The 17,195-nt window shown below is 68.9% G+C and carries 16 protein-coding genes and 1 tRNA gene; 10 read left to right on the plus strand and 7 right to left on the minus strand.

Going from position 1 to position 17,195, the window contains the following annotated elements:
• Window positions 1-36: 36 nt before the first annotated feature.
• The 4 genes from RAH39_RS10220 (at window position 37) to RAH39_RS10235 (ending at window position 5,161) form a co-directional block, all read left to right on the plus strand.
• Window positions 37-1,002, plus strand: a complete 966-nt coding sequence (locus tag RAH39_RS10220) for a Gfo/Idh/MocA family protein (protein ID WP_306589997.1) — start codon at window positions 37-39, stop codon at window positions 1,000-1,002.
• Window positions 999-1,943, plus strand: coding sequence for a serine hydrolase domain-containing protein (locus RAH39_RS10225; protein ID WP_306589998.1), 945 nt, complete (start codon window positions 999-1,001; stop codon window positions 1,941-1,943). The genes RAH39_RS10220 and RAH39_RS10225 overlap by 4 nt, the downstream gene beginning before the upstream one ends.
• 73 nt (window positions 1,944-2,016) lie before the next feature.
• Window positions 2,017-4,122: a SpoIID/LytB domain-containing protein gene (locus RAH39_RS10230; protein WP_306589999.1), complete on the plus strand. Its 2,106-nt coding sequence runs from the start codon at window positions 2,017-2,019 to the stop codon at window positions 4,120-4,122.
• A 91-nt stretch (window positions 4,123-4,213) separates the two neighbouring features.
• The gene (locus RAH39_RS10235; protein WP_306590000.1) at window positions 4,214-5,161 is read left to right on the plus strand and encodes a hypothetical protein; all 948 of its coding nucleotides are present in this window, start codon (window positions 4,214-4,216) and stop codon (window positions 5,159-5,161) included.
• A gap of 4 nt (window positions 5,162-5,165) precedes the next feature.
• On the opposite strand, the gene RAH39_RS10240 is transcribed toward RAH39_RS10235, so the two are convergent.
• Complete coding sequence (locus RAH39_RS10240) at window positions 5,166-5,591, minus strand: deoxycytidylate deaminase (protein ID WP_306590001.1); 426 nt, start codon at window positions 5,589-5,591, stop codon at window positions 5,166-5,168.
• 52 nt (window positions 5,592-5,643) lie between these two features.
• Window positions 5,644-5,720, minus strand: a tRNA-Arg gene (locus RAH39_RS10245).
• 150 nt (window positions 5,721-5,870) lie between these two features.
• Here RAH39_RS10245 and RAH39_RS10250 point away from each other — a divergent pair.
• On the plus strand, window positions 5,871-6,554 hold the full coding sequence (locus tag RAH39_RS10250; protein WP_306590002.1) for a TatD family hydrolase: 684 nt from the start codon (window positions 5,871-5,873) through the stop codon (window positions 6,552-6,554).
• Entirely contained in the window at window positions 6,551-7,285 is a 735-nt protein-coding gene (locus RAH39_RS10255) for a tRNA threonylcarbamoyladenosine dehydratase (protein ID WP_306590003.1), read from the plus strand. Before RAH39_RS10250 ends, RAH39_RS10255 begins: the two co-directional genes overlap by 4 nt.
• Here RAH39_RS10255 and RAH39_RS10260 read toward each other — a convergent pair.
• On the minus strand, window positions 7,259-8,803 hold the full coding sequence (locus RAH39_RS10260) for a hybrid sensor histidine kinase/response regulator (RefSeq protein ID WP_306590004.1): 1,545 nt from the start codon (window positions 8,801-8,803) through the stop codon (window positions 7,259-7,261). The genes RAH39_RS10255 and RAH39_RS10260 overlap by 27 nt on opposite strands.
• A 192-nt stretch (window positions 8,804-8,995) precedes the next feature.
• Window positions 8,996-10,609 (minus strand): ATP-binding cassette domain-containing protein, encoded by a 1,614-nt coding sequence (locus RAH39_RS10265; protein ID WP_306590005.1) that lies wholly within the window; start codon window positions 10,607-10,609, stop codon window positions 8,996-8,998.
• Between the two features lie 152 nt (window positions 10,610-10,761).
• Here RAH39_RS10265 and RAH39_RS10270 point away from each other — a divergent pair, with 152 nt between their 5' ends.
• Together RAH39_RS10270 and RAH39_RS10275 are read left to right on the plus strand one after the other, a co-directional pair.
• The gene (locus tag RAH39_RS10270) at window positions 10,762-11,148 is read left to right on the plus strand and encodes a BlaI/MecI/CopY family transcriptional regulator (protein WP_306590006.1); all 387 of its coding nucleotides are present in this window, start codon (window positions 10,762-10,764) and stop codon (window positions 11,146-11,148) included.
• Window positions 11,145-13,310 carry a M56 family metallopeptidase gene (locus RAH39_RS10275; protein WP_306590007.1) on the plus strand — a complete coding sequence of 722 codons (2,166 nt, stop codon included), beginning with the start codon at window positions 11,145-11,147 and terminating at the stop codon, window positions 13,308-13,310. The genes RAH39_RS10270 and RAH39_RS10275 overlap by 4 nt, the downstream gene beginning before the upstream one ends.
• Before the next feature lie 379 nt (window positions 13,311-13,689).
• On the opposite strand, the gene RAH39_RS10280 is transcribed toward RAH39_RS10275, so the two are convergent.
• Window positions 13,690-14,157, minus strand: coding sequence for a single-stranded DNA-binding protein (locus tag RAH39_RS10280; RefSeq protein WP_306590008.1), 468 nt, complete (start codon window positions 14,155-14,157; stop codon window positions 13,690-13,692).
• Between the two features lie 103 nt (window positions 14,158-14,260).
• Between RAH39_RS10280 and RAH39_RS10285 the strand changes: the two genes are divergently transcribed.
• Both RAH39_RS10285 and RAH39_RS10290 read left to right on the plus strand, forming a co-directional pair.
• Window positions 14,261-14,983, plus strand: a complete 723-nt coding sequence (locus RAH39_RS10285) for a gamma-glutamyl-gamma-aminobutyrate hydrolase family protein (RefSeq protein ID WP_306590009.1) — start codon at window positions 14,261-14,263, stop codon at window positions 14,981-14,983.
• Between the two features lie 15 nt (window positions 14,984-14,998).
• On the plus strand, window positions 14,999-15,787 hold the full coding sequence (locus RAH39_RS10290) for an enoyl-CoA hydratase/isomerase family protein (RefSeq protein WP_306590010.1): 789 nt from the start codon (window positions 14,999-15,001) through the stop codon (window positions 15,785-15,787).
• 132 nt (window positions 15,788-15,919) lie between these two features.
• On the opposite strand, the gene RAH39_RS10295 is transcribed toward RAH39_RS10290, so the two are convergent.
• Both RAH39_RS10295 and RAH39_RS10300 read right to left on the minus strand, forming a co-directional pair.
• Window positions 15,920-16,222 carry a hypothetical protein gene (locus tag RAH39_RS10295; RefSeq protein WP_306590011.1) on the minus strand — a complete coding sequence of 101 codons (303 nt, stop codon included), beginning with the start codon at window positions 16,220-16,222 and terminating at the stop codon, window positions 15,920-15,922.
• The gene (locus RAH39_RS10300) at window positions 16,222-17,190 is read right to left on the minus strand and encodes a transketolase family protein (protein WP_306590012.1); all 969 of its coding nucleotides are present in this window, start codon (window positions 17,188-17,190) and stop codon (window positions 16,222-16,224) included. Before RAH39_RS10300 ends, RAH39_RS10295 begins: the two co-directional genes overlap by 1 nt.
• Window positions 17,191-17,195 lie beyond the last annotated feature (5 nt).

Below are 17,195 nucleotides of genomic sequence, written 5' to 3' on the forward strand. Positions count from 1 at the left end.
GCAGCCCTGCTAGGCTCGACTGACCGGAGGAAAGCCATGGCCAAGCTGCGCGTCGCCGTCGTCGGCGTAGGACATCTCGGGCAGCACCATGCCCGCATCGCGGCTTCGGCACCCGACGCGATCCTGGCGGCGGTGGTGGATCCCGATCCCGCGCGGGGCCCGGAAATCGCCGGGAAATTCAGCGCGCCGTGGGCCGCCTCCCTCGGCGAGGTTCTCGCCGACGTGGACGCCGTCCAGATCGCCGCGCCCACGGGCTTCCACCACGCCCTGGGAACCGCCGCTCTGGCCGCCGGGAAGCACGTCCTCATGGAGAAGCCCCTCGCCGCGTCGCTCGACGAAGGCACGGCGCTGCTCCAGGCGCTCCACGCGGCGCGGATCGCGAATCCCGGAATCGTGGCCCAGGTGGGCCATCTCGAGCGCTTCAATCCCGCGGTGGTGGCGCTTCGCAGCCGCGGGTTCAAGCCGCGCTTCCTGGAGGCCGTGCGGGTCTCGCCCTTCCCCGCCCGCAGCCTGGAAGTGGACGTGGTGATGGACGTGATGATCCACGACCTGGACCTCCTCCGCGCCCTGGTGGGCCGGCCCGTGCTGGACGTGGAAGCCGTGGGCGTCCCCGTCCTCACGCCCTACGCGGACCTGGTGAACGCGCGCCTAAAGTTCGAGGGCGGCGCCTTCGCCACCGTCACCGCCAGCCGCGTGGCGCGCAAGAAGGAGCGCACCCTGCGGGCCTTCGGCGACAAGGAATACGCCAGCCTCGACTTCGCCGCCCAGAAGCTGGAGCTGCTCCGCCTGGTGATGGGCCCCGACGGCCCCGAAGTCCAGCCCGAAACCGCCGGCATTGAGGAAGGCGAACCGCTGCGCCTGGAGATCGAGGCCTTCCACGCGGCGTGCCTGGGCCGGTCCGCGGAGGGCGTCACCTGGGAGGAGGGCCAGGAGGCCATGCGTGTGGCCGACCAGGTCCAGAAGGCCGTCGCCAAGAGCCTCGCCGACCTCCAGCAGGGATGAACCAGCTCTACGACCTCGCCTCCCTCGCCAAGCCCCTGGTGACGGCGCCGCTAGCGCTCGCTTTCCTGGATCTGGACGCGGATCGGCGCTGGGCGCTGGGGTTCTCCGATCGCGAAGCGCCCCTGACGGTGCGACAGTTGCTGTCGCACAGCTCGGGCCTTCCGCCGTGGCGGCCTTTCACGGGCGAATCCGTGGCGGTCCAACTGCGCCGCGGCGTTCCGGATCATCCCCTGCTGCGGACGCCCCCCGGCCCAGTGGTCTACTCCGACCTCAACTACCGGCTGCTGACGGAACTGCTGGAGGCCGAGACCGGCGTTCCCTTCGCGCGCCTGGGCGCGGCCTCGGGGCTCAGCCCCGCGCCGTGGCCGGCGGAACCCGCGTCCGTCCCCGACGCCCCCGACGCCGAAGCCTGGCGGCTGGCCACGGACCGGCCCCTCCCTCCCCGCGCGCCCCACGAGCCCCAGGACGTCAACGCGCGCGCCGGCATGCGCGGCCACGCGGGCTTCGGAGCCACGCGTCCGCAGTTGGAACAGGCCCTCCAACGGTGGGTGGCCTCCGGGTGGGCGGACCGCATGGCCGTTCCCACGGCCACGGCGGACAGCGGCACGGTGTGGGGCCTGGGGCTCCAAGCGGCGGGCTCGGCTCCCGGTCATTGGGGCGCGCTCCTGGCGGAAGTGCCGCAGGGGCGGGGCGTCGTCGTGGTGGAGGATTCCACCGAGGAGGAGCCCCTTCCCTGCCCCGACGCGGAACCCGCTCCCGGCCCTGCTTCGGGCTGGTGGTTTCACCTCGGCTACACGGGTCCCCTGCTCGCCTACCGCCCTTCGGACAGCACCTGCATCGGCCTGCTCGTCCACCGGCGCGGCCCCGCGGGCGACCTGCTCTCCGCCACCGCCCTCCGCGCCCGGCGCTGGACCATTCTTCGCCGCTGGCTGGACGCGTAACGGGAATTTCCAGCATGCGCCCACGGAGCGCTGGAGTTGCATCCAGCCGCGGAAGGCCATGGTCAAATAGGGCATGGTCCGCCTCCTTCCCCTGCTGATCCTCCCCGCCACGATCATTTCGGCCGCCGCGCCCCCGCTGAGGATCGGGCTCGACACCCAGGCCACCGAATGGATCGTCTCCCTGGAGGGAGGCGGCGACGTCTGCGATCGGAAAGGGACGCCGCTGCTGAAGCTGGCCCCCGACGAGAAGCTGCGCCTGTGGTGGGACAGCCGGGGAGCCGCCGATGCCACCACGGAGTACCGCATCCAGGTGGGCCGCCCCCAGACGGAGTCCGAAGCCGCGGCCTTGATGGCCCGCCTGACGCGGATCGGGGAAATACCGGAACGGGTGAAGGTCCCCGACGCGGACACGTGGCGGATCCTCACGGGCCATTTCCCCACGGCGGCCCAGGCGGAACCCACCCTCCAGAAGCTCCAGGATCTGGGCTTCGACGAGCTGTGGGTCGCCTCCGAGGCTCGCGACGCCGCGCCGCGCAAGGGCCGGGCCCTGTATGCCGTCACCGACCGCTACGAGCGCCGCCCCCTTCCCGTGGACGGCGTGTGGCTGCGCCCCGCGGGCGAACTGACGTTCCTCCAGGGCAAGGGCCGCTACCGGGGCAAGGTGGAGATCTTCCCCAACGCGCAGGGCCGCCTGACGGTGGTGAACACCCTGGAGCTGGAGACCTACCTACGGGGCGTGGTCCCCAAGGAGATGGGCGCCTGGGAATTCCCCAGCCTGGAGGCCCTGAAGGCCCAGGCCGTGGCCGCCCGAACCTACGCGGTGGCGAACCGCGGGAAGCGGACCGCCGAGGGCTTCGACCTGGGGGACACCGTCGCCGACCAGGTCTACGGGGGCCGGGACGGCGAGCAGTCCCTCACGGACCGCGCGGTCCAGGAGACCGAGGGCCTCTTCGCCACCTACGGCGGGAAGCCCATCCAGGCCCTGTTCATGGCGAACTGCGGGGGCCACACCGTGGACGTGGCGCACGTCTTCGGCGGGGACGCCCCCTACCTCAAGGCCGCGACCTGCTATCCCGCCAAGCCCCTGACCCTCGCCTACGCGTCCGGCGTCGCGGTGCCCGCCGGTGCCGAGCAGGGGGGCCTGACCTGGGATCTGGTCCGGCTGGCCGCGGGCGTCGTCCCGCCGGAATGGCTCGACGTGGCCCGGCTGGCCCGCCGGGTGGAAGGCGCCGATCTGACGAAAGCCGTGGCGGCCCTCCAGCGGCGGCTGGACCTCCCGTCGGTTCCCTTCGCGCGGGAGAGCCACCCCTTCCTCGCCCTGGCCCGCGCATTGGGCTTCCAGCGGGTGGTGGAGGGCCAGGAGCGGCCCCAGGACGCCGCCTACTTCCTTCCCGCCGCCTCGCCCGCGGAAGACCGCCTGTTGGCGGCCTTCCTCACCCGCCGGGGCGTGGTGCCCGCCGCCGCGTGGACGTCCAAAGAGGCCCCCACCCTCCGCCAGGCGCTGACGGTGCTGGGGCGCCTGTGGCAGGAGCTGGAGCCCCTCAATCCCGGCGAAGGAACGCTCCTCCTGGACCGGCAGGTCCGCCGCAAGCGGGGAGGCCCCGAGCCTCTGGCCCTCGCGCCGCGGCTGGTGCTGGCTGAGGAAAGCCCCGACGGCTCCCTCCGCCTGCTGGAGCGGGCGGACATCCAAGTCGGCGACCGCCTCAAGTGGCTCCCGGCGGACGATGGCGCCGCGGCGATCCTGGTGCGCCGGCTGGATCCCGACGGCGCGGCCTGGGACCGCTACAACCCCACCGCCCACTGGCGGGTGGAATACACCGAAGCGGATCTTCTCGCCCAGGTGGGCAAGCGGATCAAGGTGCCGGGCATCCGCGAGCTGCGCCCCCAGTACAACGAGGAGGGCCGGGTGCTGGACCTCACCCTGGTGGACACCAAAGGCGCTCCCCACCGCGTGCGGGGGATGCACATCCGGGGCCTCCTGGGGCTGAAGGACAACGTGTTCCGCTTCCTCACCGTAGGCCAAGGCGCCCAGCGCCGCTGGATCTTCTATGGGCGCGGCTGGGGCCACGGCGTAGGCATGTGCCAGACGGGCGCCTACGGCATGGCCCTGGAGGGCGCCACCTTCCAGCAGATCCTGGCCCACTACTACCCCGGCACCGACCTCCGGCGCACGGACTGATTCCCCACCCCCCAATCTTCTTTTTCAAATGCCTTTCAGGGATTGACGGAGACGCGGGGCGGACCCAGGCTTCCCCTCCAGAGGAGGCGGCATGACGCTGGACGCGTGGATCCTCGGTGCGCCGCTGAAAGTCCTGCGGCAGGAGGACCACCCGTACCACGAGACCACCCTCGCCACCCTGGGCCGCCATGAACTGGGCCTCAGCCGGCGGCCGGGGGGATCGGCGGGGTGCGAGATCTTCCTGGATGGGCGCTCCATCTTCCTCCCCGGGGCCGCCGGACCGGAGCCGTCCTGGTTCGACCTCTGCCGCGAGTTGGGCTACGACCCCGCCCGCCACTGGGACTGGGATCCCGCCCTGATCCTGTTCCATCAGGTGGTGCCGGCCCTGGCCGCCGACTGGCACGAGCCTCCGCTGGATCTCGACGCCCAGGGCCTGCCCGTGGGCGTCCTCAGCCTGGCCGGCCTCCGGCAGGCCTTCGCCGAAGCCGTGGCGGACCTCCGCCGGCGGAGCCTGGGGCCGGTCCACGCCAAGGTGGCGGAGACCTTCGAATGGCTCCCACTCCGGGCCGTGGTCTTCCACGACGACGCCCAGCTTCCGCTGGATTTCGAGGGGCGCGGGCCGGAGGGCCGCACGTCCCTGTGGCTGGGCATCCATCGGGACCGCGCGGTCGTTCTGGAGGGCTCGGCCCCTTCGAGCCAGGGGCCGCGGCACTGGATTCCCCAGACCGAGGGGAACGGGTTCCCCATGGAGGGATTCCTCCTCGCCGCGGGGCTGGACCCCGAGCTTCCCAAGGGCTTCGCCGCCGCGTTCGAGGCGGCCCTGGCGCACTTGGGGCACCGCCTGGAGGTTCCCCTCGACACCTACCGGCGGACCTATCCCGTGGGCATCCCCTGGCACTCGGACCACCGCCAGCGGCTGCTGGGGCGCGTCATCGTGGACGTCCGCTCCGGCGATCCGCTGGTGCTCGTCCTGGACGACGGCACCGAACTCGCCATGGATCCCGGCCCCCTCCCCTCCCGGGAACGCGGCGGGATCTGAAGGGCTACGCCAGCGGATCCCAGCGCACGCCGAAGTGGTCCAGGATCGCCTGGCGCTCGGCGCGTTCCTGGTCGGCGATGCTGGCGTAGGGGTGCCGGAACACCACCCGGCGGACGCCGCGCCGGATCAGGGCGCGGGTGCAGACCAGGCAGGGCTCGTGGGTCACGTAGGCCGTCGCGACGGGCCCGTCGCAGAAGCCCAGGGCGTTCTCCTCCGCGTGGCTGGTGTGGAGGCAGCGCTGCCCCGGCCGGCAGGTTTCCGCCGTGCAGTGGGGCATTCCCGGCAGCGCCCCGTTGAACCCCGCCGCCGCGATCCCGCCGTCCGCCCGCAACAGTACGGCCCCCACCTGCAGCCGACAGCACGTCCCCAGGCGGCTGAGCTCCGCCGCCATGTTCATGAAGACTTCATCCTTGAGCTGGGCACGGGACATGGCGACCTCGCGGAGATCCCCGCCCGAAGGCGAAAGGGAGAAACCCTCCAAATGGTGGCCCCGAGACGATTCGAACGTCCGACCTACTCCTTAGGAGGGAGTTGCTCTATCCAGCTGAGCTACGGGACCCTGAATCCTCAGTTTCGCACATTCCCGGCGGAGTCTCAGCCCCACCGCGCGACGCCGTCTCCTCTTCCAGGGTTGAAAAGCCAAGGATCACCCCCAAGGCGCGAAGACACCCCGCATCCCCATCGCCCCCCGGAATCAGCTTCCCCACGCATGCACCCCCTCTTCGACGCCCACAGCCACCCGCCAGTGGAACCTACGCCGGGGGGGCTGCGCGTGATCTGCGGAACGGGAGAATCGGACTGGGAGGCGGTGCTCCGCCGCGATCCCGGCGCGATTCCCATGCTGGGGCTGCATCCGTGGCGAGTGGGGGAGGCTTCGGCCGGCTGGGCGGAGCGGCTGGAGGCCCTCCTGCGCGCGCATCGCGCGGGCGTGGGCGAATGCGGGCTGGATTTCGCGCGGAAGGATGTGGATCGCGCGGCGCAGGAAGCGGCATTCCGGATCCAACTCCGGCTCGCGCGCGACCTCCGCCGGCCGGTGGCGATCCATGCAGTGCGCGCGTGGGGCCGGCTGCTGGAGGTGTTGGACGAGGAGGGCGTGCCGCCGGCGGGCGCCCTGGTCCACGCCTACGGAGGGAGCCCCGAAACGGCCCGGGCGCTCCAGGCGCGGGCCGTATTTCTGTCCTTCTCTCCGGACCTTCTGAAGCCGGAACGCGCCACCGCGCGGGCTGCGTTCGCGTCGGTGGAGGACCGCTTCCTCCTGCTGGAGACGGACGGCGCCGGGGGCTTTCCCCGCCTGATCGAAGCGGCGGCGGCCCTTCGCGGCGCGCGCGCCGAAGACCTGGCGGCCCTCACCTGGGAGAATGGACGCCGGTGTTTCAAGGAGGTCCTGGCATGAGGTGGTTTTCCCGCAGCGAGCTGCTGCTCGGCGAGGCGGCGCTGGAGCGGCTCCGCGCCAGCCGGGTGACGGTCTTCGGGCTGGGCGGCGTGGGCTCCTTCGCGGTGGAGGCCCTGGCCCGGGCCGGCGTGGGCCATCTGCGGCTGGTGGACCACGACGTCGTCGGCCCCAGCAACCTCAACCGCCAGCTGTTCGCCCTCCGCTCGACCGTGGGCCAACCCAAGGCCGAAGTGGCCGCCGCCCGGGTGCGGGACATCAACCCCGAGTGCGACGTGGATCCCCGGATCACCTTCATCCACACGGACACCCTGCCGGAGTTGCTGGAACCGCGGCCGGACGCCGTGATCGACGCCATCGATTCCCTCACTTGCAAGGTGGCGCTCATGCGCTCCGCCCACGAGCGCGGGCTGCCGATCCTGTCGGCCATGGGCGCCGGAGGCCGGCTCAGCAGCGACCAACTGCGCGTGGGCGACCTCAGCGAGACGCGGCTGTGCCCGCTGGCGGCGCGGGTCCGCAAGGAACTGCGGAAGGCCGGAATCACCCGCGGGATCCGCTGCGTCTATTCGCTGGAGGCCGCCGACAACAAGCGGCCCGCCAACCCCCTGGACATCGAGCCCCACCGGGGCCCCGGCCGCGCGCGGCGCCCCGTGGGCACCATCTCCTACATGCCCGCCATCGTCGGCCTGAAGGTCGCGGAGGAAGTGCTAGGGATGCTCCTGGCCCAGGCTTGATCCCTCTTCCACCGCCTTGCGCAGCATCGCCTGGAACTGGGAACTGCGGTACGGCTTGGGCAGGAATCCGGCCAGGCCGCGATCCACGAAATCCCCGATGACGTCCTGCTCGCTGTAGCCGCTGGTGAGGACGACGGGCACACCCGGATCGATGGCGTGCATCTTGGCGAAGGCCTGCCGCCCGTCCATGTGGGGCATGGTGAGATCCATGAGGACCACCGAGATTTCGGCGTGGTGGAGTTCGAACAGGGCCACGCCTTCGCGGCCGTCCGCCGCCTCCACCACCCGGAAGCCCAGCCCCTCGCCGAGCGTGCGGGCCACGGACCGGGCGCCGGCCTCGTCATCCACCACCAGCAGCGTGCCGGTTCCCCGCCAGTGGAGCCCTTCCCGACGGGGCGGATGCTCTTCCTTGGGGGCGCCCACGGCCGGGAGGAACAGCCGGAAGGCCGAGCCCTTTCCCAGCTCGCTGTAGACCTTGAGGCTGCCGTGGTGGCTGCGGAGGATCCCCAGCATGGCCGACAGGCCCAGACCGCGGCCCGTGAACTTGGTGGTGAAGAAGGGATCGAAGATCCGCTCCCGCACCTCGGGCGTCATCCCGCAGCCGGTGTCGCTCACCTCCAGGGTGACGTAGCTCCCCGGCGAGAGCGGCAACGCGGGAAGCAGGCTCTCGGCGTAGGCCTCGTCCACGGTCTGGACGCCGGTCCGCACCGTGATCAGCCCACCGGACTCGTCGCCGATGGCCTCGGAAGCGTTCGTGACGAGGTTCATCACGAGCTGCTGCATCTGCGAAGGGTCCGCGGAAATGGGCGGCAACTCCGGCGCGAGGTCGTAGCGCACCACCGCCTTCTTGGAGAGGGAGACGGTGAGCAGCTGGGTCATCTCCACCACCAGCCGGTTGAGGTCCACGTCGATGACCTGGAGCCGCCCCTTCCCGGCGTAGGCCAGCAGCTGACGGGTGAGGTCCGCGGCGCGGAGCGTGGCCTTCTCGATCTGATCCAGGAAGGGCACCGCCGGACTTTCCGGCGGAAGGCTCATCACGCCCAGGTTGGCGTTGCCGAGGATCGTCGTGAGGAGGTTGTTGAAGTCGTGGGCGATGCCCCCGGACAGGACGCCCAGGCTCTCCAGCTTCTGGGCCTGGCGGAGGGATTCCTCCGCCTCCTTCCGCTGGGTGATGTCGGCGCGGATCGCCACGAATCGCGAGGGTTTCCCGTGCTCGTCGAGGAAGGGGACGATGGTGGTGTCCACCCAGTAGAAACGCCCGTCCTTGGCCTTGTTGCGGAGTTCCCCCTTCCACACCTTTCCCGACAGGATGGTCTTCCACATCTGTTCCATGAACGCGCGCGGGTGGTAGCCGGAATTGAGGATGCGGTGATCCTTCCCCAGCAGCTCCTCGCGGGAGTACTTGGAGATCGCGCAGAACTTGTCGTTGACGTAGGTGATGCGGCCCTGGGCGTCGGTCATCGCCACGATGGCGTGCTCGTCGAGGGCGCGCTTGAAGTCCTCCAGATCGCCCAGCACTTTCGCCAGCCACGAGCGCCGCCCTTCGGCGCCTCTCGTTGTTTTTTTACCAGACCTCAAAAAAGGGGAGCCCCGAAGGCTTTGTCGAAGTGCCACATTCCACTCGCTTTCCCGTCGGCCCGAGGTCATAGATTGGAATTCAGTATAGTTTGACCCCGGGAGCGGGCAAGGGGGGCTTTTGCCCCCGGACGGTCAGTGACCGGTGGGTGCGTTGTACTCCGCATAGGTGCCCTGGAAGTCCTCCACGCCGGTCTCCGTGAGGTGCCAGATGCGCGTGGCCACTTCGTCGATGAGGTCCTCGTCGTGGGTGACCAGCAGGAGGGTCCCCTCGTAGCGCTGGAGCGCGTCGTTGAGCGCGATGACCGCCTCCAAGTCGAGGTGGTTGGTGGGTTCGTCCAGCACCAGGATGTTGGGCTTCTGCAGCATCAGCTTGCAGAACAGCAGGCGGCAGGACTCGCCACCGCTGAGGACGTCCGTCATCTTGTTGCCCTCTTCCCCGCGGAAGAGCATCTGGCCCATGACGCCGCGGATCTGCTCCTTGGTGGCCTCGGGATCGAACTGGTGGAGCCAGGAGACGAGCTCATAGCCCTTGGGGATGCTCTCAGCGAAGTCCTGCGAGAAGTAGCCCACGTTGGCCTCGTGACCCCACTTCACGTCGCCTGCGTCCAGCTTCATCCCCCCCTCCGTCACCTGGGGGGCGTTGGCCAGCAGGGCGTTCAGCAGCGTGGTCTTGCCGATGCCGTTGCGGCCCATGACCGCGACCTTCTCGCCCCGCTGCACCATGGCGCTGAAGCCCTTGATGACGTCCAGCCGGCCCGCGTCGGTGTCGTAGCCCTTCTTCACGCCTTCGAATTCCAGGGCGTAGCGTCCGCCCGGCTTCGCCTGGTTGAACTTGATGAAGGGTCGCTGGATGTTGCTGCGGGCCAGATCGCTGGGCTGCAGGCGCTCCACTTCCTTGCGGCGGCTGTTCACCTGGCTGCTGCGGGTGCCCGCGGCGAAGCGCTGGATGAACTCGTTGAGCTGGGCGATCTTCTTCTCGCGCTGGGCGTTGTCCGATTCGATGCGCGACCGCACCTGGATCTTCGCCATCACCATGTCGTCGTAGCCGCCGGTGTACTGGATGATCGTCTGGTAGTCGATGTCGGCGATGTGCGTGCAGACGTTGTTCAGGAAATGCCGGTCGTGGGAGATCACCACCACGGTGCCCTTGTAGTGGGTGAGGAATTCCTCCAGCCAGTGGATGGAATCCAAGTCCAGATGGTTGGTGGGCTCGTCCAGCAGCAGCGCCTCGGGACTGCCGAAGAGGGCCTGGGAGAGCAGCACGCGGACCTTCTGGCCGCCCTGCAGCTCGCTCATTTTGCGGTCGTGCAGCTCCTCGGGAATGCCCAGGCCGTCCAGCAGCACGGCGGCATCGGCTTCGGCCGTGTAGCCGTCCTCGTCGGCCACCACGCCTTCCAGCTCGGCCACGCGCATGCCGTCCTCGTCGGTCATCTCGGCCTTCTCGTAGATGGCGTCCCGCTCCTGGAGCGCCTTCCACAGGCCCGCATTGCCCATGATCACCGTGTCGATGACGCGGAACGCGTCGAAGGCGAACTGGTCCTGGCGCAGGATGCCCATCTTCCGGGGACGGATCACGTTCCCCATCTGCTGCTCCAGCTCGCCAGCCAGGATCTTCATGAACGTGGACTTCCCCGCCCCGTTCGGCCCCGTCAGGCCGTAGCGGCGGCCCGGGTTGAACGTGGTCGTGACGTCCTCGAAGAGGATCTTCGATCCGTAGCGCATGGTGACGTTCTGCACTGCAAGCATGGGGACTCCCGAACCGATCATTGTACCGCATAGGATCGCGATCGCTCAGGGGCGATTCCCATGCGACCCCGGCATGCCCCGAAAAAAGCAGGGGGTGCCCTTGACACATACACTTTAGTTCGTAGATTTTCGGATGTAGCCCCAGGACACCCATGCGCCACGCACTCAATCGCCCCACCGATGTGGAACTCTCCATCCTCCGCACCCTGTGGGATCTTGGTCCGGCGACCGTGCGCCAGGTTCACGCCGTACTTGGCACAGACCGCGATCTGGCCTACACGGCGGTGCTGAAGATGATGCAGACCATGGTGGACAAAGGGCTGCTGCTGCGGGATGAGTCGGACCGATCGCATGTCTACCGGCCCTCCCAGGCGCGAGAACATACCTTGAAGCACCTGGTGGATGACCTGCTGGAGCGGGCCTTCGGGGGCAGCGCCCTGGACCTGCTTGCCACCACCCTCGCCAATCGGAAACTCGCGGCCAGCGAGCGCGAGGAGATCACCCAATTGCTCGCCAAGGCCAAGGAGAAGCGGCCATGATCTCCCTCCTGGAATCCCTCGCAGCCCAGCGCCTAGCCTGGAGCCTGCTCCACTTCCTCTGGCAGGGCACACTGCTGGGCCTCCTGGCCTGGGGAACCCTCGCCCTGCTCCGGCGACGGCGTCCCCAACTCCGCTACGCCGCGGGATGCGCCTTCCTCTTCGCCTGCCTGGGCACCGCCATGGCCACTTACGCCGTGCTCTCACCGGCCCCGCATCCTCCGATCACCGACGCTGGCTTCATCGGGGCAGCTCCTGCTTTGGATCAGCCGCTCGGCTTGGCCTGGTCGGAGACCCTCACGCCCGTGTCGACGTTCGGGGCCGCATCCTTGCCCTGGCGTGCCCGACTGCAGCCCTACCTCCCGTGGGTCCTGGCCATCTGGGCCGTGGGCGTTCTCTTGCTCAGCTTCCGGGCCGCGGGCGGATGGCTCTGGCTGCGCCGTTTGAAGGCCCTTGGAACGCCCATCCCCCAACCAGAGTGGTTCGAGCGCCTGGTGCGGAAGGCAAACCTGCGCCGCGCGGTGCGCTTCCTCGAATCGGCCCGCGTGGTGACGCCCATGTGCATGGGACTGCTTCGGCCTGTAATCCTCCTGCCCCTGGGGTTCTTCGCCCACCTGGACCCCCTCGCCGCTGAAGCGGTGCTGGCTCACGAACTCGCCCACCTCCGCCGCCTGGACGGCCTGGTCAACGGCCTCCAATGCGTGATCGAAGTGCTCTTCTTCTTCCATCCAGCGGTGTGGTGGATCTCCCGACGGATCCGGACCGAACGGGAACACTGCTGTGATGACGCCGCCGTCCTTGTTTGCGGAGATGCCGTCTACTACGCCGAAATCCTGAGCCGACTCGACGCCTTGCGCGACCGCCCCCCCTCCCTGGCGCTGAGCGCCAAAGGAGGCAATCTCGTGGAACGCCTGCGCCGGCTGCTGCTGGCCGACCCTCCCCAGCTTCGCTTCGCCACCCCGAGCCTCACCCTTCTCGCGGCCCTCCTCCTGGTCGGCAGTCTCCCGGCTCAGGCCGAGAAGCCCGCGGTTCCCAATTACGAGACCAAGAAGGCGATCACCCAGGTTCCGTCCCAGCCCGATGGCAACGACCTTCCGCAAACGGCTCCGGAGGTCACCGCGGCCAGCAGGTTCGGTCCCATCCTCAGGCCCATGGCCCTTACCTTCCCGAGCCGCGGGTCGGTGGAACTCCCCGCGGCCCCAGGGGAGATCGCCACTCCCATGCTCTCTAGGGCCGCAGCAATGCCCCCATCAGCCCCGCAGGCCTCCCCCAAGCCCGATTCCATCGCACCTACGACGCCGACCGCGCAGCCTCCCGCGAAAACCCAGCCGACGCCGGAAGCCAGTTTTGTCACCGCCACGAAAACCCAGGGAGGTCTGCCAGTCCTCAAAGGAAGGCAGTTGCCCATCGCCAAGGGACCGGGCCAGGGGGCAATGTTCCTTCCCCCCTATACGGCCATCATCGAGGACGAGATTCCCGAATACAGGGTGACTTGGTACGCAGTCCTCGTACCTCCTAAAACCACCATCCAGATTCAAGCTCGCAGCGAGACTGGGGGAGCTTATCTCCGGCTGAAACCTTCCGGCTGGGCAGCGAATGTGCGCCAGCCCTTCCGGGGCTACCAGGAATGTTCGTTCACCAATGAACGCTCAAGCGAGAAGACCATCATTTTCCACCTCGCCTTCGATGCGAACTATCCGGGCTCACGAAAGGTGGCCATCCATCAGACGCTCACCCCCATCCCCTCCGGACCAGATGGCAGGGCCCCCGCAGACATCCCACCCAGCCCGCCTCCGCTGGAAAGGACCGCACCTTTTGCCGACAAGGAACCGACGCTGGAAGAGGCCCGGCACATCATCCAGACCTATGCGGATCAGCACCCCTGGGGCGACACCTACAACCAGGCCATCTCCGAGGTTCACATCCTGGGTAGGGAACGCTGGAATGACGCCTACACAGGGCATTGGCCCCCCACGCAGGAGAAAAAACATCTCATCCAGGCCATCAAGCACATCGATGGCTGGGTCGTCACGTTCCAAATCCAGGAACCCTCGAAGTCCCCAAGGACCCTCACGGTCCTCCTCGACAAGGACGGCGTGATCCACTGGCGCAAGGCTTGGCCCATGCTGCCGTACGGCCTCAATAAGGACAGTTTTGGCCCGTGACCCGGAACAGTACTCCTGAGCCCTCCGGCGCCCTTGATAACCTGCCTGAAACAGTGGATCCCCACTGGCCCGCAATCTCCGGACGCCGTCCACATTCAACCCTGTCCCCCACTTTGGACGACCCAGGGGGCACCATGAACGCCTCTGTCCTCCTCCCCGTCTTGCTGCTCCTGGCCTCCCCAGCCTGACTGGTGCCCAAGCTGAAGGCAGACTGCGAGAGCTGAAGCGATGAATGGGGCAGCTCCTCGCCGCCTGTCACGTGAAGCCGATGCAGTCGGCCGGATCGTTACTACCGGATGAGGGCAGCGACGGCCAGTAATCGCCCAAGACCAAGAAGCGGCGCCGAATGGCGCCGCTTCTGCGAGTGCGCGAATCCGGCCTAGAACGGGATGTCGTCGTCCGGGAAGCTGCCGCCGCCGCTGCCCGCCGGGCTGGGGGCGCCGTGATCCTCGAAGTCCTGGGAACCGCCGCGGCTGCCGTAGCCGCTGCTGTCCCGGCTGCCGCCGCCGTCTTCCATGCGGCCCAGCATGACGAAGTTGTCGCAGCGGATGTCGCAGGCGGTCTTCTTGACGCCGGCCTGGTCGGTGTACTCGCGGTACTGGATGCGGCCCTCGATCATCACCTGCTTGCCCTTGCGCAGGTACTTCTCGGCGATCTCGGCCTGCTTGCCCCACACCACGATGTTGTGCCACTCGGTCTTGCTCTGCTTCTCGCCCTGGGGATTCTTCCAGGTCTCCGTGGTGGCGACGGAGAAGCGGGCGACGCTCTGGCCCGAAGGCGTGGCCTTCAGCTCGGGGTCGCGCCCGAGGTTTCCGATGAGCAGGACTTTGTTCAAGGATCCGGACATGGCGTCCTCCTAAATTTGGATCGGCGGAGCTCTCCGCCGCACCGTCGACTCAGACCGTCTGAGGGGGTGGTAGGGTAATCACGATTCTCGCGAGGTCCTTACCGTGTCAAGCATTCTGGTGAGCTGCAAAAGCAAGTCCGGCGCCGAGAAGCATTACCTTCCGGCGGTCCGGGGCGCCGGGTGGACCGGGCCGATCCACCTGGCCGCCCCCGGGGATGCCCTGCCCGACCTGGCGGAGGTGGCCGGGCTGCTGCTCACGGGAGGGGGCGACATCCATCCCCGCCACTGGGACCCCAGCGAGGCCGTCCATGGAGAAGCCGAGGTGGACGAGGCGCGGGACCTATTCGAGATCCCCCTCATCCGCAGAGCCTGGGACGCGGGCCTGCCCATCCTCGGCATCTGCCGGGGGGAACAGACGCTCAACGTGGCCCTCGGCGGCAGCATGGTGCAGCACGTACCCGAGCACTACGGCTGCGAGCCCACGCGCCACCAGCACGGCACGCCCGACGTCCCCGACATGCACCACCGCGTCCAGCTGGCGCCGGGATCCCGCCTGCGGGCCCTCCTGGGCGAGGATGTCTTTTTGGTGAACAGCCGCCACCACCAGGCGGTGAAGCGCGTGGCGCCCGCGCTCGTGGCCGTGGGCTGGCACCTGGACACCGTCCATCCCGAAACGGGCCCGCTGATCGAGGCCGTGGAAGCCGCCGATCCCGCCCGCTGGGCCTTCGGCGTCCAGTGGCATCCGGAGAACCTCGTGGGCCTCAAAGGCCCCGCCGGCGACGCCGCCCGCGACCTGTTCGCCGCGTTCATCAAAGCGATCGGCTGATTTCTCGGAGCTTCCATGTCGTCGCCCCTCCGCTTCGAGATCCGCGATCGCATCGCCACGCTGACCCTCGACCGCCCCGACAAGCTGAACGCCCTCGTTCCGGAGATGAAGGAAGGGTTCGAGGAGGCTCTGGCCCGAGCGGCGGAGCCGGACGTGAAGGCGCTGTTCCTCCGCGGCGCGGGACGGGCCTTCTGCGCGGGCGGCGACATCGGGTGGATGGCGAAGGCGCTGGCGGAGGGCCGGTGGGCGGAGATGGAAGCCCTGCTGGACCTCGGCGCGACCGTGGCCTACCACCTGGCGATCCTCCCCAAGCCGGTGGTGGCGGTGGTCCAGGGTCCCGCGGCGGGCGCGGGCATGAGCCTCGCGCTTTGCGCGGACCTGCGCCTGGCCACGCCGGAGGCCGCTTTCAGCATGGCCTTCGTCAAGATCGGCCTGCACCCGGACTGGGGCGGCAGCGTGATGCTGTCGCGCCTGGTGAACCCCGCCGTGGCGGGCGAGCTGATGTGGACGGGAGAACCCTTTGCCGCCGACCGCGCTCAGGCGCTGGGGCTGGTGAACCGCATCGTCCCCGCGGACCACCTGGAAGCCGCGGTGGAGTCCCTGGCCCGGCGCCTGGCCGCGGGGCCAGCCGAAACCTTCGCCCGGATCAAGGCCACCCTCCTCCGCAACCAGGGACTGGATCCCGAGGGCCTGCGGACGCGGCTGGCGGCGGAGGGCGACCAGATGAAAGCCGCCATGCGCCACTCCGACGCGAAAGAAGGCCTCGCCGCCTTCCTGGAGAAGCGCGTACCCCGCTTCGCCTGATGCCAACAAGCGTTCCAGAACTAGGGCACCAGGAATCGCGTCCATGGTAGGCAGAGCTTTTCTTGGTGTCTTCGCGCCTTGGTGGTGATCTTTAATCTTTTGAATGCAAACGGGAAGACGCGGGCGCTCTGCCTAACGCATCCCGCGGCTCTGGGCCGCTTCGATCAGTTCCTTGATCCGCCGGGCGTCGGCCTTGGTGTGGCCGTGGCTCGCCAGGGGATCGCTGCCGCCGGTGCTCTCCACGGTGAGGTCGGACCACAGGAGGCCGGTCTCGATGCGGACGCTGGCCACCTTCGACAGGTGGATGCTGATCTCGTTCACGCTGAACCACGAGCGCTGGCGGCGGAGGACGGCGCTGTCCGTCACCTCGATCACCGTGGGGAAGAGGTGATTGCCCTTCGTCCAGCGGCTGGCGCGGAAGGTCTCCACGGCCATCAGAGGGCGGCCCGAGCGGCGGCGGCCACGGCCTGGGGCGTGACGCCGTAGGCTTCCAGCAGCTTCTCCGGCTTGCCGCTCTGGCCGAACTGGTCCTGCACGCCCACGCGGCGGAGGGGCATGGGGTGCGCCTCCGACAGGAGCTCCGCCACGATCCCGCCGAGGCCGCCATGGGCCTGGTGCTCCTCGCAGGTCACGACGGCGCGGTGATTCTTGGCCAGCGTCAGGAGCGTCTCGCGGTCGAAGGGCTTCAGGGTGGGGCTGTGAAGCACGGTGGCCTCCACGCCTTCGGCGGCCAGGAGTTCCGCCGCCTCCAGGCAGATGGACGTGCCGAGGCCGCAGCCCACCAGCAGGACGTCCTTGCCGGGCCGCACCACCACCGCCTTGCCGATCTCGAAGCGGTAGTCCTCGGAGTGGAGCCGGGGGAACTTGTCGCGGGTGAGGCGGATGTAGACGGGCCCGCGGTAGGCATAGGCGGCGCGCACGGCCTGCTTCGTCTCCAGGGCGTCGGCGGGCGAGATCACCGTCATGCCGGGAATCATCCGCATGAGAGCCAGGTCCTCGAGGCACTGGTGGGTACCGCCGTCCTCGCCCACGGTGAGGCCCGCGTGGGTGGCCACGATCTTCACGTTCTGGTGGCCCACGCCCACGGCTTGGCGGACGAATTCATAGGCCCGCCCCGTGGCGAACATGGCGAAGGTGCTGACGAAGGGCACCACGCCGGTGGTGCTGGCCCCGGCGGCGGCGGCCACCATGCCCTGCTCCGCGGCACCCATGTTGAAGAACCGCTCGGGGAAGGCCTTGGCGAATTTGCTGGTGCGGGTGGACCCGGCGAGGTCGGCGTCGAAGACCACCAGGTTGGCACCCTCGTTCCCCAGCTCCACCAGCGTCTCGCCATAGGCATCCCGCAGGCTGTCCATCACCGCGCCGGCTTTGCCGCCCACGCCCGCCGTTTCCATGCCCGCCATGCCCG

It is taken from the genome of Geothrix sp. 21YS21S-4 (assembly GCF_030845995.1).
Lineage (GTDB): Bacteria > Acidobacteriota > Holophagae > Holophagales > Holophagaceae > Geothrix.